Below are 25169 nucleotides of genomic sequence, written 5' to 3'. Positions count from 1 at the left end.
GCCGTACCGCCATGTCTTGGTTCGAATCCCTCGTCCTCGGGCTCGTCCAGGGTCTGACCGAGTTCCTGCCCGTGTCCTCCAGCGCGCATCTGCGGCTGACCGCGGCGTTCTCGGGCTGGAAGGACCCGGGGGCGGCCTTCACGGCGATCACCCAGATCGGCACGGAGAGCGCGGTGCTGATCTACTTCCGGAAGGACATCGGCCGGATCGTCGCGGCCTGGTTCCGCTCGCTGTTCGTCCGGGCGATGCGGCGGGACCACGACGCGCAGACGGGCTGGCTGGTGATCATCGGCTCGATACCGATCGGGGTGCTGGGCGTGACGCTGAAGGACCAGATCGAGGGCCCGTTCCGCGATCTTCGCGTCACCGCCACCATGCTCATCGTGGTCGGCCTGGTCATCGGCCTCGCCGACCGCCTGGCGGCCCGCGACGAGACCGGCGGCCGGCACCGGGCGCCCAAGCAGCACAAGACGCTGGAGAATCTGGGCGTCAAGGACGGCCTGGTCTTCGGGCTGTGCCAGGCCTGCGCGCTCATCCCGGGCGTCTCCCGCTCCGGCGCGACCATCGGCGGCGGCCTGTTCATGGGCTACAAGCGGGAGGCGGCCGCCCGTTACTCCTTCCTGCTCGCCATCCCCGCGGTGCTCGCCTCGGGCGCGTTCGAGGTGAAGGACTCGGTCACCGAGGGACACGTGGCCTGGGGCCCGACCCTGTTCGCCACGGCGATCGCGTTCGCGTCGGGCTACGCCGTCATCGCGTGGTTCATGAAGTGGATCTCGAGCAAGAGCTTCATGCCGTTCGTCCGGTATCGCGTGGCCCTCGGGATCGTCATCCTCGCGCTGGTGTCGGCGGGCGTCCTGAGCCCGCACGCGGCGGAATCCGCGAGCTGACGGGACCGCCGCCTGGCTACGCTCCCCCACATGCCCCTCACCCAGCAGTTCGCCCGCGTCACCCCCACGTATCTGGAGCGGTGCCGGGCGTCGGCGCTCGACTCCCCTGACGCCGGGCCGGACTGGGAGCCGCCGGACAGTGACACGCTGGACGCGGACTGGGCACTGTGGGGCCTGCTCAGGTACTCCCGTGACCGGCTCGGGGACGTGGCCCTGACCGCGCTGCTCGACCGCGTGACCAGCGGTGACCCCGGCGGTGACGTCGGCTTCCTCGATCATCCCGAGGTCTGCGACGGCTTCAGTGACCCGCCCCGGCTGCTGTCCCCCGCCGCCGTCGCGCACCTCTCCCGGGCGCTGGGCGGTGTCGACCTGGACGGCGCGCTCGGGGGGCTGCCGGCGACGGTCTCCGAGGCGGCCTCCGTCTGCGGGTTCGGTGGGTTCACCGGGGACGTACGCGCCTACCTGGCACGGCACTTCACCGCCACCCGCGCGTTCTTCCGCGTGGCGGCCCAGCAGGGCATGTGCGTGGTGGTCCGGACCGACTGACTCCGGCTCGGCTCAGGACGCTGCGGCCGACGACGGTGACCAACCGCATACCTTCTGTGTAGCCGGGCGGTAGCGCAGTGTCAGTCCTTGCCCCTAGGCTGTCCGCATGTCCCCCGATTTCCCGCTCTCTGGTTCCGTGCGGTCTGCCGCCGAGGTGAACGAGCAGATCCGGGCGCTGTGGCTGCGTGCGGGCGGCACCCTGTCGGTCCAGGAGCGCGCCGAGTACGAGCTGTTGGTGGTCGAGTGGGCCGAGGCGATCCGCGGTGAGGTCGTCGAGGCGGCCTGACCCGGGCGGCGGGCCACTGCCGGCGGCCTACGCCCGCAGATGCGCGAGCGCCTCGTCCGCCACCGGATACGGCCGCTCCTCGGGCAACAGCCCTGACGCCCGCTCCAGTTCGCCCGCCCGCACCAGGTCGTGCACCTCGGTGGCCAGCGGGGTCACGTCCTCGATGCCCACGACCCATTCATCGGCGTACCGCGCCGCCGCCTCCCCGGCCAGGCCGAGCTGCAACGACCGGTAGGGCAGCGGGTTGTGGTGCAGATCCCGCTCCGGGTCCCACTGCACACGGGCCGGGGACCGATGCAACTGCCGCTTCCAGGACGCCTGGTCCTCGTGCAGGGCGGGCACGTAGTGCGACAGACAGGCGTGCCGCAGGGCCCACTCGAATCCCGCCCGGTCGATCTCCACGGCGAGCACGGTCTCCTGACCCTCCTTCGTGCCCCAGCCGCAGCGGTACATCATCCACAGGAAGGACGGCTTGATCCAGGTCATCCGGTCCCGCTTCCAGGAGGACGGAAAGCGTCCGGTGCGGGCGGCCGGGCGGGCTATCTGCGGGCGGTAGGCCTGATAGACGGTGACCGTTGCGTCCGTGTACCGGGCTCGGATGCGGAACTTCGGTTCGGGCTCGATGGACTGATCGTTCATCGCACCAGGTTCGGGGGCTACGGCCCGCACGCACCACCGAATATCGCCGCACCACCGAATACCCCTGCACCACCGATTGTCCCGGCGCGCCTCTTGGCTCCGCGCCCGCCATGCCCAACACTGTGCCGATGACGCAGCGCGCTGAGCTCGCGACCGTGATGGACCGGCTGGCCGTGGACGAGTTGATCACCGCGTACGCGGTGGCGGTGGACGACGGGGACTGGACCGGGTACCGGATGCTGTTCACGACGGACGGGCGGGCCGACTACCGTTCGGCCGGCGGCATCGAGGGCGACGCGGGACAGGTCGCCGGCTGGCTCGCGGAGAGCCTGGCGCTGTTCGCCATGCGCCAGCACCTGATCGTCAACCGCCAGGTCCGTTTCGGCTTCCTGGAACACGACACCGGAGACACGGCCTCGGTACGGGCCGACTACCTCAACCCGATGCGCTTCGCGGCGAACGGCGCGCCCACCGAGCCCGACCTGGTGTGCGGCGGCCGCTACGACTTCGCCCTCCTGCGCACCCCGGACGGCTGGCGGCTGCGCAAGGTGACGGTCGAGGAGAAATGGCGGCGCCTTCCCGCCAAGGCGACTGCAACCCCCTAGGCGCACCCCCACGCCCCCTGTCCTAGATCGCTGCAGACGCGCACACTGGAAGAGGCACAGGGTAGGGAGGGCCCGGATGAGGACGTTCGACCACTGGCTGACCTCCCCTTGGCGGCGCTCCGGCATGGCCGCGGTGGCCGGCGCCCTCCCCGTGCTCGCCTTCCCCGCGCCGGCCCTGTGGTGGTTCGCCTACGTCGCTCTGGTCCCCTGGATCCTGCTGGCCCGCTCGGCACCGACCGGGCGCCGCGCGGCGTACGACGGCTGGTGCGGCGGCTTCGGCTTCCTGGTGGCCGTGCACCACTGGCTGCTGCCGAGCCTGACCGTGTTCATCTTCCTGATAGCCGCCCTGCTGGGCGTGCTGTGGGCGCCCTGGGGCTGGCTGGTGCGCCGGTTCCTGGGCGAGCAGCCGACGCCGGGGCGGGGCGCCGCAGCGGTGCTGGTGCTGCCGTCCGGCTGGCTGATGGTGGAGCTGGTGCGGTCCTGGCAGGGGCTCGGCGGGCCATGGGGCATGCTGGGCGCCAGCCAGTGGCAGGTGTCGCCGGCGCTGCGGCTGGCCTCGGTCGGCGGAGTGTGGCTGCTGAGCTTTCTGGTGGTGGCCGTCAACGTGGCGGTTGCCGTGCTGATATCCGTGCGCGAGGCCCGCGTCCCGGCCGTGGCCTCGCTGGTCGCCACCGCCGCCGCGACCTCGGCCGCGTGGGCCTGGGCACCGCGCCCGGAGATCGACGGGCGGGTGCGGATCGCCGTCGTACAGCCCGGGATCGTGGACGGGCACGACAGCGGCGAAATGCGGTTCGACCGCGAGGAGCAGTTGACCCGACGGCTCGCCGGGCAGGATCTCGACCTGGTCGTGTGGGGCGAGTCCAGCGTCGGCTACGACCTGGGCGACCGGCCCGACCTGACCCGGCGGATCGCCGCCCTGTCCCACGAGACCGGTGCGGACATCCTGGTGAACGTGGACGCCCGTCGCTCCGACCGGCCCGGCATCTACAAGAGTTCGGTGCTGGTCGGCCCGGACGGCCTGACCGGCGACCGGTACGACAAGATGCGGCTCGTGCCCTTCGGTGAGTACATACCGGCCCGCTCGCTCCTCGGCTGGGCCACCTCGGTGGGCAAGGCGGCCGGCGAGGACCGCAGGCGCGGCACCGAGCAGATCGTGATGAACGTCGGGCACGGGCTGCGGATCGGGCCGCTGATCTGCTTCGAGACGGCGTTCCCCGACATGAGCAGGCATCTGGCCGAGGACGGCGCCGATGTCCTGCTCGGGCAGTCCGCCACCTCCACCTTCCAGGACAGCTGGGCGCCGGAGCAGCACGCCTCGCTGGGCGCGCTGCGGGCCGCCGAGACCGGCCGCCCGATGGTGCACGCGACCCTCACCGGCGTCTCGGCCGTGTACGGTCCGGGCGGCCGGCGGCTCGGGCCGTGGCTCGGTACGGACGCGAGCGCCGCCCGCGTGTACGACGTACCGCTCGCGCACGGCATCACGCCGTACGTCCGCTACGGCGACTGGCCGGTGCACGGCGCGCTGCTGGTGCTCGCGGCGCTGTGTGCGACGGAGGGGATGCGGGCGTTCAGGATGCGGCGGAGCGGTCCCGAACCGCTCGTACCACCCGCTCGCACAGCTCATGGGTCGCCAGCGCGTCCCGGGCGCTGAGCACCTTTCCTGCGCGCACCGCGTCGATGAAGGCGAGGACCGCCTGCTCGATGCCGCGCTGCCGGGCCACCGGCACCCAGTCCCCGCGCCGGCGCACGGTCGGCTGGCCCTTGTGGTCGATCACCTCGGCGAGGTTGAGCACCTGACGCTTGGTGTCCTGCCCGGAGACCTCCAGGATCTCCTCCGTGGAGCCGCTGAGCCGGTTCATCACGCCGAGCGCTGTGAAGCCGTCCCCGGCGAGCTGGAGCACGACATGGTGCAGCAGCCCGCCCTCCACGCGGGCGCGCACGGTGATGTCGTCGACCGTTCCCGGCACCAGGAAGCGCAGGGTGTCGACGACGTGGATGAAGTCGTCCAAGATCATCGAGCGCGGTTCCTCGGGCAGCCCGATCCGGTTCTTCTGCATGAGGATCAGTTCGCGCGGGTGCTCCAGGCACTGTGCGTACCCGGGCGCGTACCGGCGGTTGAAGCCCACGGACAGGGAGACCCCGCGCTCTTCGGCGAGGCCCACCAGTCGCTCGGAGTCGGCGAGTTCGTAGGCGAGGGGCTTGTCCACATACGTCGGTACGCCCGCCTCCAGCAGTCGCGTGACGATCTCGGGGTGGACGGAGGTCGGCGCGTGCACGAAGGCCGCGTCGAGACCGGCGCCGAGCAGGGAGTCGAGGGTGGTGTGGCGGCGGCCGGCCGGCAGGTGCAGGCCCTCCGCGACCCGGTCGAGGGTGGCGGGCGTCCTGGTCTGGAGGTGGAGGTCGACGCCCGGCTGCACGGCCAGCACCGGCAGGTACGCCTTCTGCGCGATGTCCCCGAGTCCGATGCAGCCGATCTTCACGTGCTCTCCCCTACCGCTCGATTGCCTCTCCGGCAGCATACGGGGGCCGCCAGTCGGCGATGCCGTCGAAGCCGCGCAGGAGCAGCCCGGGCCCGGCCTTCGACAGGGCCGCGATCACGGTGTCGCGTACGGCGACGGCGACGGGGTTGCGGGCCATGTTCACACGGGCGGCCTGGACGGCCTGGCGGGAGATCGCGGTGGTGCGCGGCAGCCGGGCGGCGGTGTAGGCGGCCAGGTCGTCACAGTGGTGCGCGAGCACCACGGCGTCCTCGACGGCCTGGTTGCCGCCCTGGCCGAGGGTCGGCGGCATGGCGTGGGCGGCGTCGCCGAGCAGGGCCACCCGGCCGCAGTGGTAGGCCGGCAGGGGCGTGGTGATGTGGTGGACGTCGTGCCGGAGCACGTCCTCGGGGCGGGCGGCGGCGAGCACGGCGGGAACGGGATCGTGCCAGTCGCCGAACAGGCGCAGGAGTTCGGCCTTCTCGTCGTCGGCTGCCCGCCCGCCGGCCGGGGTCATGGCCGCCGCGTAGGCGTAGACGCGGCCGTCCTTCAACGGATGGGTGCCCCAGATGCGGCCCCGGCCCCAGGTCTCGTGCGAGGCGAACTCCACGCCGGGCACCGGGATCAGCACCCGCCAGGTGGTGAACCCCGCGTACACCGGGCCGGGACGGTCCGGGAACAGGGCACTGCGGACACGGGAGTTGATGCCGTCCGCGCCGACCACCAGCTCGGCCTCCAGCTCGTCGGCGCCGGTGCTCACCCGCGCGGGCCGCCGGCCGTCGCCGGGGTCGGTGAGGCTCGCGGCGGCCGCGGTGCGGACGGCACCAGGCGGGAGCAGGGCGGCGAGGCGGTCGACGAGGGTGGCGCGCGGCAGCAGCACCAGCGGACCGCCGAAGCGGGCGGCGGCCGTCTCGGCACTGGTCCGGGACAGCCACCGCCCGCCGGGTGTGCGCAGCCCGCCGTCCCCCTGCCAGGCGGCGAGATCCCGGATCTCCTCTCCGATGCCGAGCACGTCCAGGGCGCGCAGGGCGTTCGGGGCGAGCGAGATGGCCGCGCCGACCGGTTCCAGGGTGCGGGCCCGCTCCAGCACGGTCACGTCCCAGCCTCTGCGGTGCAGGGCCGCCGCCGCGGCCAGACCTCCGATGCCGCCGCCGATGACGATCGCGTGCGCCGACCGAGCCATGGCTCCTCCCGAATCCCTGCGGACTACACCTGTAGTGAGTACGACTCTACTACGGCCGTAGTGAGGACAGATAGGGTCGCCTCATGTCCGTACGCACCCCCAGCGCCTCGCGTGCCGATCTCGTCGCCGACGCCGCCCTCGCCCTGCTCGCCGAACGTGGGATGCGCGGGCTGACACACCGGGCGGTGGACGAGGCGGCGGGGCTGCCGCTGGGCTCGACGTCGAACGTGGCGCGCACCCGGCAGGCCCTGCTGGAACTCGCGGTACGACGGCATGCCGAGCGCGAGGCCCGGGTGCTGGACCTGGCCGAGATGCCGGATCCCAGCGGCGGCGTCGAGGCGCTGGCCGACGGGCTGGCCCTGGCCGTGCACCGCTCCCTGACCCGGGGCCGCTCCCTGCTGATCGCCCGCTACGAACTCGCCCTGGAGGCCACCCGCCGCCCCGAGCTGCGCGCCTTCTACGACCGGACCGGTGCCGTCTTCAAGGAGCAACTGGCCGCGATGCTCACCGCCGTGGGCTCACCCGACCCGGCCCGGCATGCGCTGTCCCTGGTCGCCTGGGCGGACGGGCTGATGTTCTCCTGCGCGGCGGGTTCGTTCAGCGCCGAGGTGCCGGGCCCGCAGGAGATCCGCGAGGGCCTGCGCGAACTGCTCGCGGGGATGCTGGGCCGGTGAAAAACACCTGGTGGGAGGCGTGATCTTGGGCAAGGATACGGGGCATGACGACCGAACGCCGAGAGCCCGCCCTCAACGCCGGTGAACGCGCCATGCTGGAGGGCTGGCTGGACTACCACCGCCGGACGCTGGCCTGGAAGTGCGAGGGGCTGACCGACGAGCAGCTGCGGACCGCGTCCGTGCCGCCCTCCGAGCTGTCCCTCATGGGCCTGGTGCGGCACATGGCGGAGGTGGAACGGGGCTGGTTCCGCAAGGTCCTGGTGGGCGACGATCCCGGCCCGATCTACTTCACCGACGGGGACCCGGACGGCGAGTTCCACCTCACCGAGGCCGACACCTGGCAGGAGGCGTACGCGACCTGGCAGACCGAGATCGAGACCGCACGGCGGAACGCGGCCGGCTTCGAGCTCGACGATCTCTCCCGAGGGAAGAGCAGGTTCAGCGACGAGCCGTTCAGCCTGCGCTGGATCTACACCCACATGATCGAGGAGTACGCCCGGCACAACGGCCACGCCGACCTGGTCCGCGAGCGGATAGACGGCGTCACCGGCGACTGAACGTCACCCCCGGCACCCAAAAACCCTCCGTACGGGGCACGAGATCACCCGCACGGAGGCCTCGACCTCGGCTCCCTGATGCCAACCCGGGCGCCGAACCAGCAGAGTTGCCCGGGTGCATCGAACGACGACGACCGCAGCGCTCCTGGTCACCGTGGCCGTCTCGGCCCTCTCCGGCTGTGTGACGGTGCAGCCCCTTGCGGCATCCGTGCCGCCGAGGGACACGGCACCCTCGCTCCCGACGGCACCCCGGCCGGACGGCAGCGCGCAGCCCCGCGCGGTGCAGGCACCGGCCCAGGAGGCACTCGAGATGACCGGCCCGTCCCGGCACCCGAAGCCCAGGCCTGCGGCGGCCCCGCACCACCCGACCGGGGCGCCCCGGGCCGTACACCGCCCACCGGCTCCGGCGAGCCACCGGGCTCGCCCCGAGCAGCCCCGGCGCTCCCGCACCACCGTCCCGGACCTGTCGAACGCGGCCCCGAGGACGCCGGACGTGTGCGCCCTCGGCAGGCAGTACGGCGGCTGGCGCGAGGACAGCCCGGAGACCCGGATCTGCGAACAGACTTACGGCCGCTGAAGGCGTCAGTCCCCCAGCCACGACTCCAGCCGCCCGATCGCGGCCCACACCCCATCGCCGTACCCGTCGTCGGCCAGAGCGGCGGCGAATTCGCGGGCCCGGCACAAATGGCTGCGGGCAGCCTCGTCCCGGCCCAGCTTCACGTAGTCGGCGGCGAGATTGAGATGGAGCGAGGGGAACAACCCGCGCACACTCAGCGGAGCGCCCCGCTCCTCCGCCGCGGACAACGCCCTCAGATCCCAGGCCAGTTCGTCCTCCGGGTCGTCCTGGGTATCCGCGAGATAGTGGGCCAGGGTGCAGCGGTGCAGCGGGTCGCCGTCCTCGCCGACCTCCGTCCACAGGCTCAGGAAGCGGCTGCGGGCCTCCTCGCGGTCGCCGCCGTGGTGCAGCATCACGACCTGCCCGATCCGCGTCAGCAGGGCATCCGGTGCCGCCTGCTCCTGTTGCTCCGCCACGGGTGCCCTCCGGGCTGTCGACCGTTGTGTGGTGCTGACGGTAAACGGCGCCGCCAGGATTCCTCGGCAGGCGGCGCCGTCGTGGGGTGGGCCGGCGGAGGCGCTCCCTGCCCTCAGCCCAGATTCGGGATCCGCCAGTCGATCGGCTCATGCCCCTGCAGGGCGATCGCCTCGTTGATCCGGGTGAACGGGTGGGAGCCGAAGAACTTCTTCGCGGACAGCGGGGAGGGGTGCGCGCCCTTGACCACCACGTGCCGCTTCTCGTCGATCAGGGGCAGCTTCTTCTGCGCGTAGTTGCCCCAGAGGACGAAGACCGCCGGGTCGGGGCGGGAGGCCACCGCGCGGATCACCGCGTCGGTGAACTTCTCCCAGCCCTTGCCCTTGTGCGAGTTGGCCTCGCCGGCGCGGACCGTGAGGACCGCGTTGAGCAGCAGCACGCCCTGCCGGGCCCACGGCATGAGGTAGCCGTTGTCGGGGATGGGCAGGCCCAGCTCCTCCTTCATCTCCTTGTAGATGTTGCGCAGGGAGGGCGGGGTCTTGACGCCGGGGCGGACCGAGAAGCACAGGCCGTGGCCCTGGCCCTCGCCGTGGTACGGGTCCTGGCCCAGGACGAGGACCTTGACCTGCTCGTACGGCGTCGCCTCCAGCGCGGCGAAGACCTCCTCGCGCGGCGGGTAGACGGGACCCTTCGCCCGCTCCTCCTCGACGAACTCGGTCAGCTCCTTGAAGTAGGGCTGCTGCAGCTCGTCGCCCAGAACCCCGCGCCAGGACCCGGGCAGCATGGCGATGTCGGTCACGTCAACGTCCTCACAATGTCGTTCAACTACCGGCGTGCGGTCACGTCCAGGTTTCAGAACCTACAGGCGACCACTGACAACCGGCATGTGAAGGACCGTTCGGCCGGTTCACCAGCTGGTCTTGCGGTGCAGCGTCCACATCATCATGATCGTCGACGGGTCGAGGGCCTGCTCGCCTCCGGAGATGTCGTCGCTGGCGGCGATGAACTGCCGGCCCTGCCACAGCGGGATCAACCGAGTGTCGTTCACGATGATCTGCTGGGCCGCCTCCATGTCCTTGACCGTCTGGGCGCGGTCGCTCTCCGCACGCGAGTGGGGCAGCAGCTTGCCGGTGATCTCCTTGGACGGGTAGGGCGTACCGAGCGCGTTGTGCTCGCCGACGAACGGGGCGATGAAGTTGTCCGCGTCGGGGAAGTCCGGGAACCAGCCGCGACCGAACACCGGGTACTCACCCTTCTGGTAGCCGACCACATAGGTCTTCCAGGGGCGGCTCTTGAGGGTGACCGTGAACAGCCCGGAGGCCTCCAGCTGCCGCTTCAGCTCCTGGAACATCAGCGCGGTCTCGGAGCCGTAGCGGTCGGTGGTGTACCAGAGGGTGAGCGGGACGCGCTGGTGGATGCCCGCGTCGGAGAGGATCGTGCGGGCCTTGGGCACGCTGGGGTCGCCGTAGTCGTCGAAGAAGCCGGTGGTGTGGCCGGTCAGGCCCCTGGGGACCATCGAGTACAACGGGTCGACGGTGTCCTTGTAGACCTTGTGCGCGATGGCGCCCCGGTCGACGATCTGGGCGACGGCCTTGCGTACGGCGGGCTGCTTGGCCCAGGGGTCCTTGGGGTTGAACACCAGGTAGCTGATGTCGATGCCGGCGCCGTCGACCAGCTGGAGGTTGCTGTCGCCGTGCTGCTGGAGGGCGAGGATGTCGTCGGCGGCGAGGCCGCGGTAGGTGACGTCGATCTGCTTGTCCCGCAAGGCCTTGACCATCTGGGCCGAGTCCTGGAAGTAGCGGATGGTCACCGCGTCGTTCTGCCGCTTGGCGAAGCCCTGGTAGTTGCCGTTGGAGACGAGGACGGCCTCCTTGCCCTCCTCGTACGACTGGACCTTGTACGGCCCGGAGCCGTAGACGTTGTCGTCCTTGCGCAGGGAGCGCGCGGGGTAGTCGTCCGGGTCGACGATCGACATGGCGGGCGTGGCCAGCACGAACGGGAAGGTGGCGTCGGGCTGGTTGAGGTGGAAGACGATCTCGCGGTCGCCGAGCGCCTGCACCCGGTCGAGGCTGCCGAGCAGACCTGCGGGCCCCCCTGGGGCGTTGATCGTGCGGATGCGGTCGATGGAGTGCTTGACGGCCTGGGCGTTCAGCGGGTCGCCGTCGGCGAACTTCATGCCCGCGCGGAGTGTGCAGCGGTAGGTGCGACTCGACGAGTCGGTGAAGGAGCAGTTCTCGGCGGCGTCGGGCTGGGGGGCGGCGGCACCGCTGGGGAAGGCCACCAGCGTCTGGAAGATGTTCCGGTACAGCTCCCAGGAGCCGTCCCAGGCGCCGGCGGGGTCCAGCGTGCTGGGCGCGCTGGTGGTGCCCACGACGATGGGGCCCTTGTCGCCGCCGCCGTCGGACAGCAGGCCGCAACCGGCGGCCACCAGGGATATGGACGCGATCGCCGCGACTCTCCGCAGGAATCGGTTCCGGTTGAACACGCGCACGCTCCTCGATCTGCCATACCAAGGGTCGGCAGACCATACCGCAGCGTTCGGCGCCCTGAACCTCCCCTGAAAAAGGGCTTCTTGATCGATTTCGCTATGACGACGTTGTCAGTCCGCTGTGCGGACTCCATGCGGTGTTCCGGGCGCCGATCCGTCCGAAAATCGGCGCCCGGAAGGTTGCTCAGCCCACGCCGGCGTTGAGGAAGATGCCGCCGTCCACGACGAGCGTCTGGCCGGTGATCCAGTCGGACTGCCCGGAGGTAAGGAAGGCGGCGGCGCCGCCGATGTCGGAGGGCACGCCGAGCCGGCCGAGGGGGTAGGCGGCGGCCGCCTCCTCCTCGCGGTTCTCGTACAGGGCCTGCGCGAACTTGGTCTTGACGACGGCCGGGGCGATCGCGTTGACCCGCACCCCGGGCGCGAACTCGTGGGCCAGCTGCTGGGTCAGGTTGATCATCGCGGCCTTGCTGACGCCGTAGGCGCCGATGAACGGCGAGGGCGCGAGGCCCGCGACCGACGCTATGTTGACGATCGCGCCGCCGTTGTCCTTCTGCCAGGCGTGCCAGGTCTTCTGGGCGAAGCCGAGCGCGGAGATCACGTTGGTCTCGAAGACCTTGCGGGCGACGTTCAGGTCGAGGTCGGCGATGGGGCCGAAGACCGGGTTGGTGCCCGCGTTGTTGACCAGGAAGTCGACGCGGCCGAAGGCCTCCATGGTGCGCTCGACGGCCTCGGTCTGGTGGTCCAGGTCGTGCGCCTTGCCGGCGACGCCGATGACCCGGTCCGCGCCGAGCCTCTCGACGGCCTCCTTCAGCGCGTCCTCGTTGCGGCCGGTGATGCACACGCGGTCGCCACGGGCGACGAGCGCCTCGGCGACGCCGTAGCCGATGCCGCGGCTGGCGCCCGTGACCAGGGCGACCTTGCCCGAGAGCTCGGGGAGTTCAGCGGAAGTCATGTACCCGTTCCCTTAGTTGAGCGGACCGCCGGCGACGTACAGCACCTGGCCGGAGACGAAGCCCGCGGCCTCGGCGGTGAAGAAGGCGATCGCGTTGGCGATGTCCTCGGGCTCGCCGACCCGCTGCACCGGGATCGCACCGGCGGCGGCCTTCTTGAAGTCCTCGAAGCCCATGCCGACGCGGTCGGCGGTGGCCTTGGTCATCTCGGTGGCGATGAAGCCCGGGGCGACGGCGTTGGCGGTGATGCCGAACTTGCCCAGCTCGATGGCGAGGGTCTTGGTGAAGCCCTGGAGGCCCGCCTTCGCGGCGGAGTAGTTGACCTGGCCGCGGTTGCCGAGAGCCGAGGAGGAGGACAGGTTGACGATCCGGCCGAAGCCCGCGTCGACCATGTGCTTCTGGACGGCCTTGGTCATCAGGAACGAGCCGCGCAGGTGGACGTTCAGGACGGTGTCCCAGTCGGAGACGCTCATCTTGAACAGCAGGTTGTCGCGGAGCACGCCGGCGTTGTTGACCAGGATGGTCGGGGCGCCCAGCTCCTCGACGATCCGGGCGACGGCCGCCTGGACCTGCGCCTCGTCGGAGACGTCGGCGCCGACCGCGATCGCCTTGCCGCCGGCGGCGGTGATCTTCTCGACGGTGTCCTTGCAGGCGGCCTCGTCCAGGTCGATCACGGCGACCGCGCGACCCTCGGCGGCCAGTCGTACGGCGGTGGCGGCGCCGATGCCGCGCGCCGCGCCGGTGACGACCGCGACCCGCTGTTCAGTGGTGGACATTGCTGCTTCTCCTCGCCCTTGAGAGAACCTGTCGGGGCCTCGGAACCGAGCCCCTCGTGCGGTGAGCGACCGCTTAGTACCTTCAGCACACGTGACGCTAGAAGCCCTGGCACCCGGTGTCAACGGCACACCGGGTGCATGTGATCCATTACCTCACCAGGAGGTCGAGCAACCGCTCCGTCTCGGCGGCCGGGTCGGTGGTGAGCCCAGTGTGCACGGGACCGGGCTGCACGACCGTGGAGCGGGGCGCGATCAGCCAGCGGAAGCGCCGGCCGGCGTCGTCCCCGGCGGCCTGCCCGGCCTCCGTACCGCCCGCGCAGTGGCTCTCGATCGCACCGAGCGCCGCCCGGATCCCGGCCACGTCCGCCTCCGGGTCCAGCGCGAGCAGCCGGGACTCGTCCAGATGGGTACGGGCGCCGACGTAGGCCCGCGCACGGCTGTAGACGACGACGCCCGCGTTGATGCACTCGCCGCGCTCCACCCGCGGTACGACCCTGAGCAGCGCGTACTCGAACACGTCACGGTCGCCGCCCTGGCCCGCACGGGTGATGTGCCGCTCGGTGACATGGCCGGCCATGTGGATGTGGGTCTCGCTCACTTCGCCCCCTCGATGCCGGTGATGCGCTCGGCGATGACGGCCGCCCGCGCGAGCAGCGGCCGTGTGTAGGCCCGGCGCAGGTCGTCCGGGGTGTCGAAGCCGGGCTCGTCGGTGAGCCAGGCGTCGGGGATCTCGGCGGTGACCTCGGCGAGCAGGTCCTCGGTGACCCGGGGAGCCAGTTCGGCCGCCGCGGCGGCGACGGCCGGGGCGAAGCGGGCGAGGGCGTGGTCGCAGGCGTCGTACGGGCGGGCCGCGGAGGCCTCGGCGGAGGGCCAGTTGTGGTGCCAGATCATCGTCGCGCCGTGGTCGATGAGCCACAACGCGCCGCGGTGCAGCAGGAGATTCGGATTGCGCCAGGACCGGTCCACGTTGTTGATCAGCGCGTCGAACCAGACGATCCGGCCGGCCTCCTCCGGGCTCACCGGGAAGGCGAGCGGGTCGTAGCCGAGGGCGCCGGAGAGGAAGTCCATGCCGAGGTTGGTGCCGCCGCTGGACCTGAGCAGGTCCTGCACCTGCTGTTCGGGTTCGCCGAGGCCGAGGACCGGGTCCAGCTGAACGGTGACCAGCCGGGGCATCCGGAATCCGAGGCGGCGGGCGAGTTCGCCGCACACCACCTCGGCGACCAGTGTCTTGCGGCCCTGTCCGGCGCCGGTGAACTTCAGGACGTAGGTCCCGAAGTCGTCGGCCTCGACGAGCCCCGGCAGCGAGCCGCCCTCACGCAGGGGCGTGACATAGCGGGTCGCGATGACTTCCTTGAGCATCGCCCCAGGTTACTGGGGTGGGGCGGACAGCTTCAGCGGGTGGGGCCGACGGGCTCGGCGAGGTGGGGGCGGCGGGCTCGGCGAGGTGGGGCCGGCGGGCCCGGTGGGGTGGGTCGACAGCGAGCCGACAGCTGTGGCTTACGGCCGTCTCATGCCCGGACGGCAAGGATCTGGGTGCCCGTCTGAACGGGTGGCGCCCGGGCGCCGTACCCCTGGACGGATCACGAGAAACTCCGCGGAAGGGAACCCCACATGACCAGCGCATCGTCCCAGCCCCATGCCGGACCGGCCCGCCGTACCGTCGTGGCGGCGGCCGGAGCGGCGGGGCTCGCCGCCGCGCTGACCGCCTGCGGTTCGGGCGACAACTCGTCGAACACGGTCAACACCGGGTCCGGCTCGGCCGGATCGACAGGGACCACCGGCTCCACGGGAGCCTCGCAGAACAGCGGCGGCTCCGCCGGGGGCGCCGCGCTCGCCAGGACCGCCGACATCCCCGAGGGCGGCGGGAAGATCTTCAAGGACCAGGGTGTCGTCGTCACGCAGCCGGCGGCGGGCACGTTCAAGGCGTTCTCGTCCAAGTGCACCCATCAGGGGTGCGCGGTCGGCAGCGTGGCGAACGGCGTGATCGTCTGCCCGTGCCACAACAGTCACTTCTCCGCCGAGGACGGCAGTGTGAAGCAGGGCCCCGCCACCCAGCCGCTGCCCGCGGCGAAGATCAGCGTCTCCGGGGACGAGATCAAGCTGGCCTGAGCCGTCTCAGCCCCGTCCGCGCGGCCGCTCGAGACAGCGGAGCACCTCGTCGGTGGTCGAGACCGTGGCGACCAGCGCGAGGGTGTGCCGGATCATCGCGGGGGTGTAGTCGGCGGGCACCCCCGCGATGGCGTCGGCCGGGACGACGGCGGTGTAGCCCAGGTTGACCGCGTCGAACACGGCGTTGGGTATCGCCACGTTGGCCGAGACGCCGGTGACGATGAGCGTGCGGCAGCCCAGGTTGCGCAGCAGGGCGTCGACGTCGGTGCCGTGGATCGGGGACAGGCCGTGCAGCCGGCGTACGACGAGGTCCTCCTCGGAGACCTCGATGGGGGGCGCGACACGGACCGCGGTGGTGCCGGACAGCTGCCGCACAGGAAGCCGTTCGGCGGCCCGGAACAGCCGGGCGTTGCGGCTCGAGCCCCGCCCGTCCGGACGGCGCTCGGCGATCGCGTGGACGACCTGGACGCCGGTCTCGTGGGCGGCGGCGACCAGCCGGGCCACATTGCGCAGCGCACCGGAGGATCGGGCCTCGCGGGCGAGTTCCGGCAGGGCGCTGTCCGGGCCGACGACCCCTTGCTGGCACTCCACGGTGAGCAGGACGGTGTGCGCGGGGTCGAGGAGTTCGCTGAGCTGTGCGTACGACGGCATGGCGCGTGCCCCCTTCGAAGACGACCCGTTCGAAGCCGGGCCGTATCGCAGCCGACCCATTCACTTTTCTGACGTGATGTCAGAGGATCACCAGGACACCATAGTTCTCTGGCACGACGTGGGAGAAGAGGGGGCCGCATGACCGTCACTCAGCAGCGCCGGGGCCGGAAGATCATGATGACGCCCGGCGAACTGGACGAGTTCCTCACCAGTCAGCGCACCTGCCGGGTCGCGACCGTCTCGCCGGACGGCACTCCGCATGTCAGCGCGCTGTGGTTCGCCTGGGACGGCACCTCGCTGTGGCTGTACTCGGTGGTGCGCAGCAGGCGCTGGGCGCAGCTGCACCGCGATCCGCGGGTGGCCGTCGTGGTCGACTCGGGCGAGGAGTACGACCAGTTGCGCGGCGTCGAGCTGTCCGGCCGGGTGGAGTTCGTGGGCGAGGCGCCGCGCACCGGGGAGCTGTGCGCCGAACTCGACACGGCCGAGACGCTGTTCGCGCGGAAGAACTTCGCCTTGGACGAGATGCCGCACGACGGCCGCCACGCCTGGGTCCGGCTGACGCCGGAGAAGATCGTCTCCTGGGACTTCCGCAAGCTGGGCGGGGCGTAGGGTCCGGCGCTCAGCCGACCTTCCGTGCCGCCGCGCGCAGGGCCTCCACCGCCGCCCGGATCGACGGGCGGCGGTCGGCGTCCGCTCGCCAGATCACGTACACGTGCCGGCGCACCCGCTGCCTGAGCGGTACGAGGACCACGCCCTCCGGGACCGGGTGCCGGCCCAGCAGCGGCGCGATGCACACGCCCAGTCCCGCGGCGACGAGGCCGAGCTGGGTGTGAGTCTCGCCGGCGCGGTGGCCGACGATCGGCTCGACGCCCTTGGAGCGCAGCGTGAACATCAGCCACTCGTGGCAGAACTCGCCCTCGCCCCAGGTGATCCACTCGTCCTCGGCGAACTCGGTGAGGTCCACCTCGTCCCGGCCGGCGAGCCGGTGCCCGGCGGGCATGGCGACGTCAGCCGGGTCGTCCAGCAGGGGCGCCTTGACCAGGCCGTCCGGCACAGGCATCGGCTTGTTGTACCAGTCGAGGACCACGGCGAGATCGAGATCGCCCCGGACCACGGCCGCGATGCCCTGCTCCGGCTCCAGCTCACTGGAGCGCACGCGCAGCCCGGGATGCTCGGCCCGCAGCGCGCCGAGCGCGACCGGGAAGAGGCCGCGTGCGGCGGTCGGGAACGCGGACAGCCTGAGCTCGCCGACGACCTGCCCGCGATGTGCCTCCAGGTCGGACTGGGCGAGCTCGACCTGCGACAGGATGCGTGCCGCGTGCTCCGACAGCAGCCGGCCGGCGTCCGTGAGCCGCACCCCCCGGCCGTTCTTGGCGAGCAGCTGCTGGCCGATCTCGCGTTCCAGTTTGCCGAGCTGCTGGGAGACGGCGGACGTGGTGACGTGCAGCGCGTCCGCGGCGGCGCTCACCGAGCCGTGCCGGGCGAGGGCGTCCAGGGTGCGCAGGCGCTCCAGGTTCAACATGTAAGTGATTCTAAGAGGTATCCGGTGGGAAATCTCGATTGTGCTACGAGGTTGCCCCCAGCATCCTTGAGACCATGAGCACGGTCACCGCACCCCGAACCCAGTCCCCGGCCCCCACCCGTCCCCGCGCCCGCCTCGACTGGCGACTCCGCTTCGGCGCCCTGTCCCTGATCTGGGGCTTCAGCTTCCTGCTGATCAAGGTGGGCACGGAGGGCTACGCGCCCTTCCAGGTCACCCTCGGGCGTCTGGTGTTCGGTACGGCCGTACTGGCGGCAGCGATGGCTTTCAAGCGGGAGAAGCTGCCGCGCGGGGCCCGGCTGTGGGGCCACATGGCGGTCGCCGCGTTCTTCCTGAACGCCCTGCCGTTCTCCCTCTTCGCCTACTCCGAGCTGACGATCCCGTCCACGCTGGCCGGCATATGCAACGCCACGTCGCCCCTGTGGGGCATGGCCCTGTCCCTGGTCGCCCTCTCCGAGGACCGGCCGACCCGGGTCCGCGTGGCCGGGCTCGGGCTCGGCTTCCTGGGCGTCCTGACGGTCCTGGGGGCGTGGCAGGGCTTCCACGGTCTGGATGCCACGGGTACGGCCATGGCGCTGCTGGCGTCGCTGAGCTACCCGGTCGGCTGGATCTATGTCCGGCGGACGCTCGCGGGCACGGGCAACTCCCATCTGTCGATGACGGGGGCGCAGCTGATGCTTGCCGCGCTTCAACTGGCCGTCGTGACGCCGTTGTTCACCAGCTTCCCCGCGCGTTTCCCGCTGGTTCCGCTGCTCGCGATCGCCGCGCTGGGGGCGTTGGGCACGGGGCTGGCGGTGCTGATCCAGTACGGGCTCGTCGCCGAGGTCGGTCCGACGACCGCGCAGATGGTCACGTACTTCATTCCGGTCATCGCCACGGGTGCGGGTGTGGCCATTCTCGGGGAGTCGTTGCGGTGGACCACGCCGGTGGGGGCGGTGATCGTTCTCGCGGGGGCCGCGCTTACTCAGGTGCGGCGGAAGAGCGCCTGAGGGGAGGGGCGTTGGGCGCGTCAGCGAGTGCGGGGCCGGGTCCGTTGGGGCTTGTCGCGCCCACGGGGCCCAGCCGCATATCGATACGGCCCCGCGCCCCTTTGATGCGTCCCCTAGCCATAGACGCGCGCCGGTGACGGTCGTACCGCTGCTGCCACCGCGTCGGCCAGGAGGCTGATGTCCTCCTCGGTGAGGGCCGAGATGGTGATGCGGATGCCCGGCGCCGAAGCCACGCGGAAGCGGGCTCCCGGGGCCACCGCCCAGCCCGCCTGCAGCAGGCGGGCCACCGCGCCGGTCTCGTCGGGGACCGGTACCCATACGTTCATGCCGCTGCGGCCGTGGGCCACGACCCCGTGTTCCGCGAGCGCGTCCACCAGCGCGTCCCTGCGTGAGCCGTAGGCGTTCGCCACGGCCGGCCGGTCCACCGCGCCCTGCGACCACAGCCGGGCCACGGCCCGCTGCAGCAGCAGGCTCACCCAGCCGGGGCCCAGGCGCTGGCGGCCGCGTACCCGGTCGACGGTGACCGGGTCGCCGGCGAGGACGGCCACGCGCAGGTCGGGGCCGTAGGCCTTGGAGGCGGAGCGGACGACGGCCCAGTGGCGGGTCGCGCCCGCGAGGGGGTGCAGCGGGAGGTCGACGATGCCGTGGCCGTGGTCGTCCTCGATCAGCAGGGTCTGCGGGTGCGCGCGCAGGACCGCGCGCAGGGCACGCGCGCGCGTGGCGGTCACCGAGGCGCCGGTCGGGTTCTGCGCGCGGTCGGTGACGATCAGTGCGCGGGCCCCGGACTCCAGGGCCCGGCGCAGGTCTTCGGGGCGCGGCCCGTCGTCGTCCATGCCGACCGGGAACGTGTGCAGGCCCAACGCCGGGACCAGGTCGAGGACGCTGCCCCAGCCGGGGTCCTCGACGGCGACGGCGTCGCCCGGTCTGAGGTGTGCGGCGAGGACGCGCTCGATGGCGTCGAGGGAGCCGGACGTCACGGTCAGCGGGCCGTCCGGGACGCCGTCGGCGTCGAGTTCGGCGCGGGCCACGCGGACGAGGTCCGGGTCGACCGGGTCGTCGCCGTAGAGGACTGGCCGCCGGTCGCCCTCCTGCGCCGCCGCGGCGAGGGCCGGGGCGAGGCGGGGCAGCAGGGCGGGATCGGGGTTGCCGGCCGCCAGGTCGCGGCCCCCGGCGGGGACCTCCACGCGCAGTTCCTCACGGCCGGTGGTGGCCGGCTTGGGCCGGACCCGGCTGCCCCGGCGGCCGGCCGTCTCGATCACCCCGCGCTCGCGCAGGGTGCGGTAGGCGGCCGCCACGGTGTTGGGGTTCACCCCGAGCCGGGTCGCCAACTCCCGCATGGGCGGCAGGGATTGGCCCGGCCGCAGCTCACCGGCGCCGACCGCGCGCTCGACGCTGGCCGCGATCTCGGCTGCGCCCCGCCCTTCGATGGGATACTCTCCTAGCACAAAGAACATTATGCACTAGTGCAATGTGAATGTCGATACGGATGTCGATACGGCTCGACATCGATCACCGATGCTCGCCATGGAGGAACCGTCATGCAGGGGACGACCGAGGCAACCCAGGCCGCCGCCTACACCCCGACCGACCGCACCGTGCCCACGCGCTCCGCGGAGCGGGCGTCGTACGACAGGGAACTGGTGCACGCGATACTCGACGAGGGGTACGTGTGCCACCTCGGCTTCGTCCGCGACGGCGCCCCGGTGGTGCTGCCGACCCTGTACGGCCGGGTCGGCGAGCGGCTGTACGTGCACGGATCCACCGGTTCCCGCCCGCTGCGGATGACGAACGACACCGACCCGGGCCTGCCGGTGTGCCTGACGGTCACGCACGTGGACGGGCTGGTACTGGCGCGCTCCGCCTTCCACCACTCCATCAACTACCGCTCCGTGGTGGTGCACGGCGTCGCCCGCCAGGTCACCGACCCCGAGGAGCGGCGGCTGGCCCTGGACGCGCTGGTGGACCACGTCGTGCCGGGCCGCGTCGCCGACTCCCGGCCCGCGAACAAGAAGGAGCTGGCCGCCACCGCGGTGATCCGGCTGGACCTGGACGAGGTCTCGGCCAAGGTCCGCACCGGCGGCGCGAACGACGAACCGGAGGACCTCGCCCTGCCGCACTGGGCCGGCGTCGTCCCGCTGCAGAAGGGCTACGGCGCGCCGGTCCCCAACGCCGACCTGGCACCGGGCGTCGAGCTCCCGGACTATCTGAAGTCCCTGTGAGCCCCGGACGGTCACACCGGTAGCGACTCCCGCCCGCCGCCCCCGCGGGCCTCGCCCACCGCGAGGCCCGCGACCGCACCGAGCAGGAGCAGGGTGCCGACAGCCGTGGTCGCCGTGAGCCGCTCGCCGAGCAGGCAGACGGCGAGCACGGCCGCGGTCACCGGCTCCAGCAGCATGATCACGGACACGGTGGCGGACCGTACGACGGCCGCCCCGGCGAAATACAGGGCGTACGCGAGGGCGGTGGGCACCGCGGCGATGTAGAACACGAGCCACAGCAGCCGCGCCGGGTGGGCGGTGTGCGGCAGCAGGCCCTCGTGCAGGGCGAACGGCAGGAGGCACAGGCCGGTCACCGCGAAGGCGCCCACGGTGGTGTCGGAGGCGTCGGTGCCGCCGGCCCGCCCCCACCAGCGGGTCAGCAGGGTCATGGCGCCGTAGCCCGCGGCCGAGGCGAGCGCCAGGAGGACTCCCGCCGGCCGTACGGTCGCGGCCGAGCCACCGAAGGTGAGAACGGCCAGTCCGGCGAGCGCCCCGGTGACGGCCAGCACCCCGCCGGTGCCGAGCCGTTCGCCGAGCAGCAGCCGGGCGCCGAGCGCGATGAGGACGGGACCCGCGCCGAGGGTGACGACGGTGGCCACGGCCAGGCCCGTCGACTCCACGGCCGCGAAGTAGGCCGTCTGGAACACCGCCAGGCCGAGGCCGGTGGCGAGGACCTTCCCGGCCCTGCGGGCCAGGGATTCGGCGGTGGCCGGGCGGGCCCACGGGCGCAGTCCGCGTCCGGCGAGCAGCAGGACGAGGCCCAGCGCGCAGCGCCAGAAGGACAGCCCGAAGGCGCCCATGTCACTGGTCCGGTAGACCAGGGAGGCGGTGGCGCCGGCGGTGCCCCAGGCGGCACCGGTGATGATCAGATAGAACAGGCCCCGCCCGAGGGGCAGGCCGACAGCAGCGTTCGACGTCGTCAAGGGAATCTCTCCGCAGAAACGCACCCGGAGGGTGCGGAAGTTCGAGGGCGGCCCGCTTCAGCGGGGCGCGCGGACTTCGTCTGCGGGCAGCACCGTCCGGCCCGGCGCACACGCGCGGGGCTGATGTCCCGGAGGCCCGCCTCAGGCGGCCGGGGGCGGAAGGACGAGTGCGTTCGACGGCATGACCGGCACTTTATGCAGTCGTGCCACGGGGCGACAACTCGCGTTCACCGAGGCCCGCGGCCACCGGCTCGGCGGAACCCTTGGCGGGGGTCGAGGACTGGGCGATGAACGCGCCGACCAGGACGACCGCGCCGCCCGCCACCTGGGGCGCCGACAGGTGCTCGCCGAGCAGCACCCAGGCCAGCACGGTCGCGATGACCGCCTCCAGGCAGGCCACGACACCGGCGACCTGGGGCGACAGCCGGCGCACCGACAGCACCCCGGTGACGTACGCGACGACGGTGGCGATCAGCACGATCCAGCCCAGCAGGGCGAGGGCCGGTACGGCGGTGCCGTTCATGTCGGCGGAGCCGGTCAGCACCGCCCAGCGCATGCTCCAGGGGCGGGCTACGAGCGTCAGCACGAGGGCGCCGAAGAGCAGGCCGTAGGCGATGACGCCGAGCGGGTCGGGGGCCTCGTCGCCCGCGTCGCCGCCGTGGTCCGCCAGGACGAAGTAGCCGACCTGACAGCAGGCGGCGCCGAGCGCGAGCAGCAGGCCCAGCGCGTCGAAGCTCAGCCCCGACCAGACCTCCACCACACAGGCGAGGCCACCCGCCGCGAGGACCACGCCGAGCGCGGCGGCGCGCGTCACGGGCCGCCGCTGCACGAACCGGACCCAGCCGAGCACCAGCGCCGGCGCCAGGTACTCGATGAGGAGCGCCACACCCACCGGGATCCGGGACAGCGCGGCGAAGTAGCAGGCCTGGACGCCGGCCACGGCGAGCAGTCCGAACCCGGCCAGCAGCGCGGGACGGCGGCGCAGCAGCGCGCGGTGCCGTACGGCGACGGGCAGCATGACGACGGCGGCGCCGGCCACGCGCAGCCAGACCACGTGGAGCGGGTCGAGTCCCGCCTCGATCAACGGCTTGGCCGCCACTCCCGACCCGCCGAAGGCCAGCGCCGAGGCGAGTGCGAGGCCCAGTCCGACGCCCCTGCCGCGGCTGCCCTGGCTGCTCTCTGTCGTCTGCACCGGCACATGATGACAGGCGGCGACATGAGCGTCATCCTCGTTGAACCTGTCTCAGGGGCTGGACGTGCGCCGGTGTCAGTGGGCCGGACCGCCGTCGCGGGCGCGGTCGTCCGGGCCGGGTTCGACCGGGGTGGTCAGCTCGCGGATGCCGCCGCGTTCGAGGACCTCGACGGCCCGCGAACCGGGGTCCGCGATGAGCGCGGCGAGGAGGTCGAGGCCGGTGACGCGGGGCTCGCCGCGCAGCCGGGCCCGCTCGCGGGCGGCGGCGAGGGCGACGGCGGCCGTGGGCGACCAGCCGGCGGTGTCCCTCGGCTCGCGGGCGCGGGGAACGGCCGCGGCGGGGACGACGGCGAGCGCTCCGGAGTCCTCGACACTGCCCTGCCAGCGCAGCCCGTAGCCGATGCTGCGCTGCACGAGGTAGCCGAGCAGCCGGGCGAGCTGCTGCGGGCTGCCGACGGTGGCGCGCACCTCGGGGTCGTGTTCGAGGAGGGAGTGGAGCAGATGGGCGGTGTCGGTCTGGCGGTCCCCGTCCCGGACGGCCCTGCGGCGGGCACCGGCGACCACCGCTGCCAGCTCGGCGCCGAGCACGGCATCGTCGTCCAGGTGCGCGGCCGCCTCGTCATGGGCGGCCCAGTGGGCTGCACGGGGTTGCACAACCCCTACCCCATCAGCCTCAACGGGCCGAGTCATCCACGAGCGGAACCATCTTCGCGTCCCACACAGAGTGGACCCGGGCGTTCGAGATCTCATCCTTACGGAGGAGATTCGGCCGGTCCGGCCCGAGAGGCGCACGCCGCCTTGCCGTGCGCCTCCTGCGCAACCGCTCCGCTCCCCCGCTCGTCCCCCTCCGACGTGGAGGGCGTGGGCGAGTGCTGGCTGGTGGCGCTGCCGGCGGTGGACGGCAGGCAGTACGTGTACCGGGTGTACGCGCCGAGGGACGCCCTGCTCGCGGACGTGTTCTGGCAGGCCTGGCACCACCACGACGAGAGCGCCTTCCCGCGTGCCTGGGACCTGTTCGACGCGGCGGTGATACGGCGGGTGGGCTGACCGCGCCCGCCGCCGGCGATTCTGACGGTTCATCAGTATTGAATATTCGCGCCCCTGCGGCTACGTTCCGCGACACCGTAGCCCGCTACGCCCGATCCGAAAGGGTGGTCGCATGGCCGAAGTCAGCGCGGAGGCACGCATCCAGGCACCGGCCGAGAAGGTGTGGGCCCAGCTCACCGACTGGTCGTCGTACGGGGAGTGGAACGCCACCCACACCAGCTTCCCCAAGGGGGGACCGGAGACCCTGGCCGTGGGCGGGACCTTCCAGGAGAACATGAAGCTGATGGGCTTCCCCGCCGAGGTCGACTGGACCATCGAGGAGCTGGAGCCGGCGCGGGTGTTCGCCATCCGGGGCAAGGGCCCGATGGCGGTGACGGTCGCCACCCGCTACACCCTCACCCCCGACGGCGACGCGACGTCCGTCCGGATCGACGGCGAGTTCACCGGCGCGGCGGTGTCGCTGATGGCGGGCAAGCTGAAGGACTCGGCGACGGCGGCGCTGAACGAGTCGCTGCGCAAGCTGGCCGGCCTGGTCGCCTGAGCCGGGACACGGGAAGGCGCCCCACGGAGGTGCTCCGCGGGGCGCCCGGACCGTCGTACGAGTCTCAGTGCTCGTCGGCGAGGATCAGGTACAGCTTCTTGCGGGCGTCGTTGATGACGGCCAGCGCCTTCTCGCGCTGTTCCTTGCTGCCGGTCTTCCAGACCTGGCTGAAGGCCTCCATCAGCCCGAAGCCGGCCTGGCGGATCTCGCCGAGGGCCTCCCAGTCGACCCCGCGCGAGGCCTCCTCCCAGGGGGCCTCCGGTCCCTCGTCGGCGGCGGTGCGCCCGTCCTCGGTGAGCGCGAACAGCTTCTTGCCGCCCTCGCTCTCGCTGGCGATCAGGCCCTCGTCCTCCAGCAGCTGGAGCGTGGGGTAGACCGAGCCGGGGCTGGGCTTCCACGCGCCGCCGCTGCGTTCGGCGATCTCCTGGATCATCTCGTAGCCGTGCATGGGGCGGTCCTTGAGCAGGGCCAGGATCGAGGCCCGTACATCACCGCGCCGCGCCCGGCCCCTCGGACCACCGCGCCCCCGGGGCCCCCAGGGGCCGGCTCCGAAACCGGGGCCGCCGGGGCCGAAACCGGGACCACCCGGACCGAAGGGCCCGAAGGCGGCCCGCCGCTGGTCGAATCCACCCATGCCCCGCGGGCCGGGGCCCTCGTGCCGATGTCCGTGCTCGAATCCGTGCGTACGCATCGCGATCTCTCCATTCCATCGTGATCTGTCACGTCTGCATCGCGTATCTTTCGCGATGGCTCAACGATATATCGGAACCGATCGCATGACAAGGCCCTTCGCCGCAGCAGGGGCTCGCGGGGGGGCTCGG

The 25169-nt window shown here is 72.1% G+C and carries 31 protein-coding genes; 14 read left to right on the top strand and 17 right to left on the bottom strand.

Annotated elements, in window-relative coordinates:
• The first annotated feature begins 11 nt into the window (after positions 1 to 11).
• The 3 genes from SRB17_RS25485 (at position 12) to SRB17_RS25475 (ending at position 1719) form a co-directional block, all read left to right on the top strand.
• Entirely contained in the window at positions 12 to 887 is an 876-nt protein-coding gene (locus tag SRB17_RS25485; RefSeq protein WP_153542503.1) for an undecaprenyl-diphosphate phosphatase, read from the top strand.
• A 30-nt stretch (positions 888 to 917) separates the two neighbouring features.
• The gene (locus SRB17_RS25480) at positions 918 to 1433 is read left to right on the top strand and encodes a DUF1877 domain-containing protein (RefSeq protein WP_153542502.1); all 516 of its coding nucleotides are present in this window, start codon (positions 918 to 920) and stop codon (positions 1431 to 1433) included.
• A 106-nt stretch (positions 1434 to 1539) separates the two neighbouring features.
• Positions 1540 to 1719, top strand: a complete 180-nt coding sequence (locus tag SRB17_RS25475; protein WP_153542501.1) for a hypothetical protein — start codon at positions 1540 to 1542, stop codon at positions 1717 to 1719.
• 27 nt (positions 1720 to 1746) lie between these two features.
• On the opposite strand, the gene SRB17_RS25470 is transcribed toward SRB17_RS25475, so the two are convergent.
• Entirely contained in the window at positions 1747 to 2358 is a 612-nt protein-coding gene (locus SRB17_RS25470) for a DUF4291 domain-containing protein (RefSeq protein ID WP_153542500.1), read from the bottom strand.
• Between the two features lie 128 nt (positions 2359 to 2486).
• On the opposite strand from SRB17_RS25470, the gene SRB17_RS25465 reads away from it, so the two are divergent.
• Positions 2487 to 2963: a nuclear transport factor 2 family protein gene (locus SRB17_RS25465; protein WP_153542499.1), complete on the top strand. Its 477-nt coding sequence runs from the start codon at positions 2487 to 2489 to the stop codon at positions 2961 to 2963.
• 76 nt (positions 2964 to 3039) lie between these two features.
• Positions 3040 to 4614, top strand: a complete 1575-nt coding sequence (gene lnt / locus SRB17_RS25460; protein WP_153542498.1) for an apolipoprotein N-acyltransferase — start codon at positions 3040 to 3042, stop codon at positions 4612 to 4614.
• Here lnt and SRB17_RS25455 read toward each other — a convergent pair.
• A complete protein-coding gene (locus SRB17_RS25455; protein WP_323376227.1) occupies positions 4532 to 5443 on the bottom strand; it encodes a Gfo/Idh/MocA family oxidoreductase in 912 nt (303 codons plus the stop codon). The two genes, lnt and SRB17_RS25455, sit on opposite strands and share 83 nt — an antisense overlap.
• A 10-nt stretch (positions 5444 to 5453) precedes the next feature.
• Positions 5454 to 6623, bottom strand: a complete 1170-nt coding sequence (locus tag SRB17_RS25450; protein ID WP_153542496.1) for an FAD-dependent monooxygenase — start codon at positions 6621 to 6623, stop codon at positions 5454 to 5456.
• Between the two features lie 83 nt (positions 6624 to 6706).
• Here SRB17_RS25450 and SRB17_RS25445 point away from each other — a divergent pair, with 83 nt between their 5' ends.
• From SRB17_RS25445 to SRB17_RS25435, 3 genes are all read left to right on the top strand, one after another.
• Positions 6707 to 7297, top strand: coding sequence for a TetR/AcrR family transcriptional regulator (locus SRB17_RS25445; RefSeq protein WP_153542495.1), 591 nt, complete (start codon positions 6707 to 6709; stop codon positions 7295 to 7297).
• Positions 7298 to 7341: 44 nt separating this feature from the next.
• The gene (locus SRB17_RS25440; RefSeq protein WP_153542494.1) at positions 7342 to 7854 is read left to right on the top strand and encodes a DinB family protein; all 513 of its coding nucleotides are present in this window, start codon (positions 7342 to 7344) and stop codon (positions 7852 to 7854) included.
• Positions 7855 to 7969: 115 nt separating this feature from the next.
• Positions 7970 to 8431, top strand: coding sequence for a hypothetical protein (locus SRB17_RS25435; RefSeq protein ID WP_323376226.1), 462 nt, complete (start codon positions 7970 to 7972; stop codon positions 8429 to 8431).
• Positions 8432 to 8436: 5 nt separating this feature from the next.
• Here the strand turns inward: SRB17_RS25435 and SRB17_RS25430 are convergent, their stop codons facing one another.
• The 7 genes from SRB17_RS25430 to SRB17_RS25400 form a co-directional block, all read right to left on the bottom strand.
• Positions 8437 to 8886, bottom strand: a complete 450-nt coding sequence (locus SRB17_RS25430) for a hypothetical protein (RefSeq protein ID WP_323376225.1) — start codon at positions 8884 to 8886, stop codon at positions 8437 to 8439.
• A gap of 113 nt (positions 8887 to 8999) precedes the next feature.
• Positions 9000 to 9683: a uracil-DNA glycosylase gene (locus SRB17_RS25425; RefSeq protein WP_323376224.1), complete on the bottom strand. Its 684-nt coding sequence runs from the start codon at positions 9681 to 9683 to the stop codon at positions 9000 to 9002.
• 108 nt (positions 9684 to 9791) lie between these two features.
• A complete protein-coding gene (locus tag SRB17_RS25420) occupies positions 9792 to 11369 on the bottom strand; it encodes an ABC transporter substrate-binding protein (RefSeq protein ID WP_323376223.1) in 1578 nt (525 codons plus the stop codon).
• Between the two features lie 187 nt (positions 11370 to 11556).
• Positions 11557 to 12324: an SDR family oxidoreductase gene (locus SRB17_RS25415; protein ID WP_153542492.1), complete on the bottom strand. Its 768-nt coding sequence runs from the start codon at positions 12322 to 12324 to the stop codon at positions 11557 to 11559.
• Positions 12325 to 12336: 12 nt separating this feature from the next.
• A complete protein-coding gene (gene fabG, locus SRB17_RS25410) occupies positions 12337 to 13098 on the bottom strand; it encodes a 3-oxoacyl-ACP reductase FabG (protein ID WP_153542491.1) in 762 nt (253 codons plus the stop codon).
• Positions 13099 to 13246: 148 nt separating this feature from the next.
• Positions 13247 to 13696, bottom strand: coding sequence for a DUF3037 domain-containing protein (locus SRB17_RS25405; RefSeq protein ID WP_323376222.1), 450 nt, complete (start codon positions 13694 to 13696; stop codon positions 13247 to 13249).
• Complete coding sequence (locus SRB17_RS25400; protein WP_153542490.1) at positions 13693 to 14457, bottom strand: HipA family kinase; 765 nt, start codon at positions 14455 to 14457, stop codon at positions 13693 to 13695. The genes SRB17_RS25405 and SRB17_RS25400 overlap by 4 nt, the downstream gene beginning before the upstream one ends.
• Before the next feature lie 252 nt (positions 14458 to 14709).
• On the opposite strand from SRB17_RS25400, the gene SRB17_RS25395 reads away from it, so the two are divergent.
• Positions 14710 to 15207 carry a Rieske (2Fe-2S) protein gene (locus SRB17_RS25395; protein ID WP_153542489.1) on the top strand — a complete coding sequence of 166 codons (498 nt, stop codon included), beginning with the start codon at positions 14710 to 14712 and terminating at the stop codon, positions 15205 to 15207.
• Positions 15208 to 15213: 6 nt separating this feature from the next.
• Here SRB17_RS25395 and SRB17_RS25390 read toward each other — a convergent pair whose 3' ends face one another.
• Positions 15214 to 15858, bottom strand: coding sequence for a cysteine hydrolase (locus SRB17_RS25390; RefSeq protein ID WP_153542488.1), 645 nt, complete (start codon positions 15856 to 15858; stop codon positions 15214 to 15216).
• 138 nt (positions 15859 to 15996) lie between these two features.
• On the opposite strand from SRB17_RS25390, the gene SRB17_RS25385 reads away from it, so the two are divergent.
• On the top strand, positions 15997 to 16467 hold the full coding sequence (locus SRB17_RS25385; RefSeq protein WP_153542487.1) for a pyridoxamine 5'-phosphate oxidase family protein: 471 nt from the start codon (positions 15997 to 15999) through the stop codon (positions 16465 to 16467).
• A 10-nt stretch (positions 16468 to 16477) separates the two neighbouring features.
• Here SRB17_RS25385 and SRB17_RS25380 read toward each other — a convergent pair whose 3' ends face one another.
• Positions 16478 to 17380 carry a LysR family transcriptional regulator gene (locus SRB17_RS25380; RefSeq protein ID WP_153542486.1) on the bottom strand — a complete coding sequence of 301 codons (903 nt, stop codon included), beginning with the start codon at positions 17378 to 17380 and terminating at the stop codon, positions 16478 to 16480.
• A 74-nt stretch (positions 17381 to 17454) separates the two neighbouring features.
• On the opposite strand from SRB17_RS25380, the gene SRB17_RS25375 reads away from it, so the two are divergent.
• Positions 17455 to 18387, top strand: coding sequence for a DMT family transporter (locus SRB17_RS25375; protein ID WP_194294138.1), 933 nt, complete (start codon positions 17455 to 17457; stop codon positions 18385 to 18387).
• Positions 18388 to 18500: 113 nt separating this feature from the next.
• On the opposite strand, the gene SRB17_RS25370 is transcribed toward SRB17_RS25375, so the two are convergent.
• A complete protein-coding gene (locus tag SRB17_RS25370; protein ID WP_323376221.1) occupies positions 18501 to 19832 on the bottom strand; it encodes an aminotransferase class I/II-fold pyridoxal phosphate-dependent enzyme in 1332 nt (443 codons plus the stop codon).
• A gap of 93 nt (positions 19833 to 19925) precedes the next feature.
• On the opposite strand from SRB17_RS25370, the gene SRB17_RS25365 reads away from it, so the two are divergent.
• Positions 19926 to 20606 (top strand): pyridoxamine 5'-phosphate oxidase family protein, encoded by a 681-nt coding sequence (locus tag SRB17_RS25365; RefSeq protein ID WP_153542483.1) that lies wholly within the window; start codon positions 19926 to 19928, stop codon positions 20604 to 20606.
• A gap of 11 nt (positions 20607 to 20617) precedes the next feature.
• Here the strand turns inward: SRB17_RS25365 and SRB17_RS25360 are convergent, their stop codons facing one another.
• The 3 genes from SRB17_RS25360 to SRB17_RS25350 all read right to left on the bottom strand — a co-directional run bounded on the left by SRB17_RS25360 (position 20618) and on the right by SRB17_RS25350 (position 23414).
• Positions 20618 to 21568, bottom strand: a complete 951-nt coding sequence (locus tag SRB17_RS25360) for a DMT family transporter (RefSeq protein ID WP_153542482.1) — start codon at positions 21566 to 21568, stop codon at positions 20618 to 20620.
• 193 nt (positions 21569 to 21761) lie between these two features.
• The gene (locus SRB17_RS25355) at positions 21762 to 22766 is read right to left on the bottom strand and encodes an EamA family transporter (RefSeq protein ID WP_323376220.1); all 1005 of its coding nucleotides are present in this window, start codon (positions 22764 to 22766) and stop codon (positions 21762 to 21764) included.
• 69 nt (positions 22767 to 22835) lie between these two features.
• The gene (locus tag SRB17_RS25350) at positions 22836 to 23414 is read right to left on the bottom strand and encodes a Clp protease N-terminal domain-containing protein (protein WP_416237086.1); all 579 of its coding nucleotides are present in this window, start codon (positions 23412 to 23414) and stop codon (positions 22836 to 22838) included.
• A 207-nt stretch (positions 23415 to 23621) separates the two neighbouring features.
• Here SRB17_RS25350 and SRB17_RS25345 point away from each other — a divergent pair, with 207 nt between their 5' ends.
• Positions 23622 to 23807, top strand: coding sequence for a hypothetical protein (locus tag SRB17_RS25345; protein WP_194294171.1), 186 nt, complete (start codon positions 23622 to 23624; stop codon positions 23805 to 23807).
• A gap of 112 nt (positions 23808 to 23919) precedes the next feature.
• On the top strand, positions 23920 to 24348 hold the full coding sequence (locus SRB17_RS25340; RefSeq protein WP_153542480.1) for an SRPBCC family protein: 429 nt from the start codon (positions 23920 to 23922) through the stop codon (positions 24346 to 24348).
• Positions 24349 to 24412: 64 nt separating this feature from the next.
• Here SRB17_RS25340 and SRB17_RS25335 read toward each other — a convergent pair whose 3' ends face one another.
• Positions 24413 to 25039, bottom strand: a complete 627-nt coding sequence (locus SRB17_RS25335) for a PadR family transcriptional regulator (protein WP_153542479.1) — start codon at positions 25037 to 25039, stop codon at positions 24413 to 24415.
• Positions 25040 to 25169 lie beyond the last annotated feature (130 nt).

Source organism: Streptomyces sp. RB17, assembly GCF_009604455.1.
GTDB lineage: Bacteria > Actinomycetota > Actinomycetes > Streptomycetales > Streptomycetaceae > Streptomyces.
This window is presented reverse-complemented; position numbering and strand designations above follow the sequence as displayed.

Bases quoted from the DNA above. Each gene is read 5' to 3' on its own strand.
- SRB17_RS25445 (WP_153542495.1), top strand. From the start codon at position 6,707: ATGTCCGTACGCACCCCCAGCGCCTCGCGTGCCGATCTCGTCGCCGAC.
- fabG (WP_153542491.1), bottom strand. From the start codon at position 13,098: ATGTCCACCACTGAACAGCGGGTCGCGGTCGTCACCGGCGCGGCGCGC.
- SRB17_RS25335 (WP_153542479.1), bottom strand. From the start codon at position 25,039: ATGCGTACGCACGGATTCGAGCACGGACATCGGCACGAGGGCCCCGGC.
- SRB17_RS25395 (WP_153542489.1), top strand. From the start codon at position 14,710: ATGACCAGCGCATCGTCCCAGCCCCATGCCGGACCGGCCCGCCGTACC.
- SRB17_RS25385 (WP_153542487.1), top strand. From the start codon at position 15,997: ATGACCGTCACTCAGCAGCGCCGGGGCCGGAAGATCATGATGACGCCC.
- SRB17_RS25480 (WP_153542502.1), top strand. From the start codon at position 918: ATGCCCCTCACCCAGCAGTTCGCCCGCGTCACCCCCACGTATCTGGAG.
- SRB17_RS25475 (WP_153542501.1), top strand. From the start codon at position 1,540: ATGTCCCCCGATTTCCCGCTCTCTGGTTCCGTGCGGTCTGCCGCCGAG.
- SRB17_RS25390 (WP_153542488.1), bottom strand. From the start codon at position 15,858: ATGCCGTCGTACGCACAGCTCAGCGAACTCCTCGACCCCGCGCACACC.
- SRB17_RS25415 (WP_153542492.1), bottom strand. From the start codon at position 12,324: ATGACTTCCGCTGAACTCCCCGAGCTCTCGGGCAAGGTCGCCCTGGTC.
- SRB17_RS25380 (WP_153542486.1), bottom strand. From the start codon at position 17,380: ATGTTGAACCTGGAGCGCCTGCGCACCCTGGACGCCCTCGCCCGGCAC.
- SRB17_RS25440 (WP_153542494.1), top strand. From the start codon at position 7,342: ATGACGACCGAACGCCGAGAGCCCGCCCTCAACGCCGGTGAACGCGCC.
- SRB17_RS25470 (WP_153542500.1), bottom strand. From the start codon at position 2,358: ATGAACGATCAGTCCATCGAGCCCGAACCGAAGTTCCGCATCCGAGCC.
- SRB17_RS25485 (WP_153542503.1), top strand. From the start codon at position 12: ATGTCTTGGTTCGAATCCCTCGTCCTCGGGCTCGTCCAGGGTCTGACC.
- SRB17_RS25340 (WP_153542480.1), top strand. From the start codon at position 23,920: ATGGCCGAAGTCAGCGCGGAGGCACGCATCCAGGCACCGGCCGAGAAG.
- SRB17_RS25465 (WP_153542499.1), top strand. From the start codon at position 2,487: ATGACGCAGCGCGCTGAGCTCGCGACCGTGATGGACCGGCTGGCCGTG.
- lnt (WP_153542498.1), top strand. From the start codon at position 3,040: ATGAGGACGTTCGACCACTGGCTGACCTCCCCTTGGCGGCGCTCCGGC.
- SRB17_RS25375 (WP_194294138.1), top strand. From the start codon at position 17,455: ATGAGCACGGTCACCGCACCCCGAACCCAGTCCCCGGCCCCCACCCGT.
- SRB17_RS25365 (WP_153542483.1), top strand. From the start codon at position 19,926: ATGCAGGGGACGACCGAGGCAACCCAGGCCGCCGCCTACACCCCGACC.
- SRB17_RS25450 (WP_153542496.1), bottom strand. From the start codon at position 6,623: ATGGCTCGGTCGGCGCACGCGATCGTCATCGGCGGCGGCATCGGAGGT.
- SRB17_RS25400 (WP_153542490.1), bottom strand. From the start codon at position 14,457: ATGCTCAAGGAAGTCATCGCGACCCGCTATGTCACGCCCCTGCGTGAG.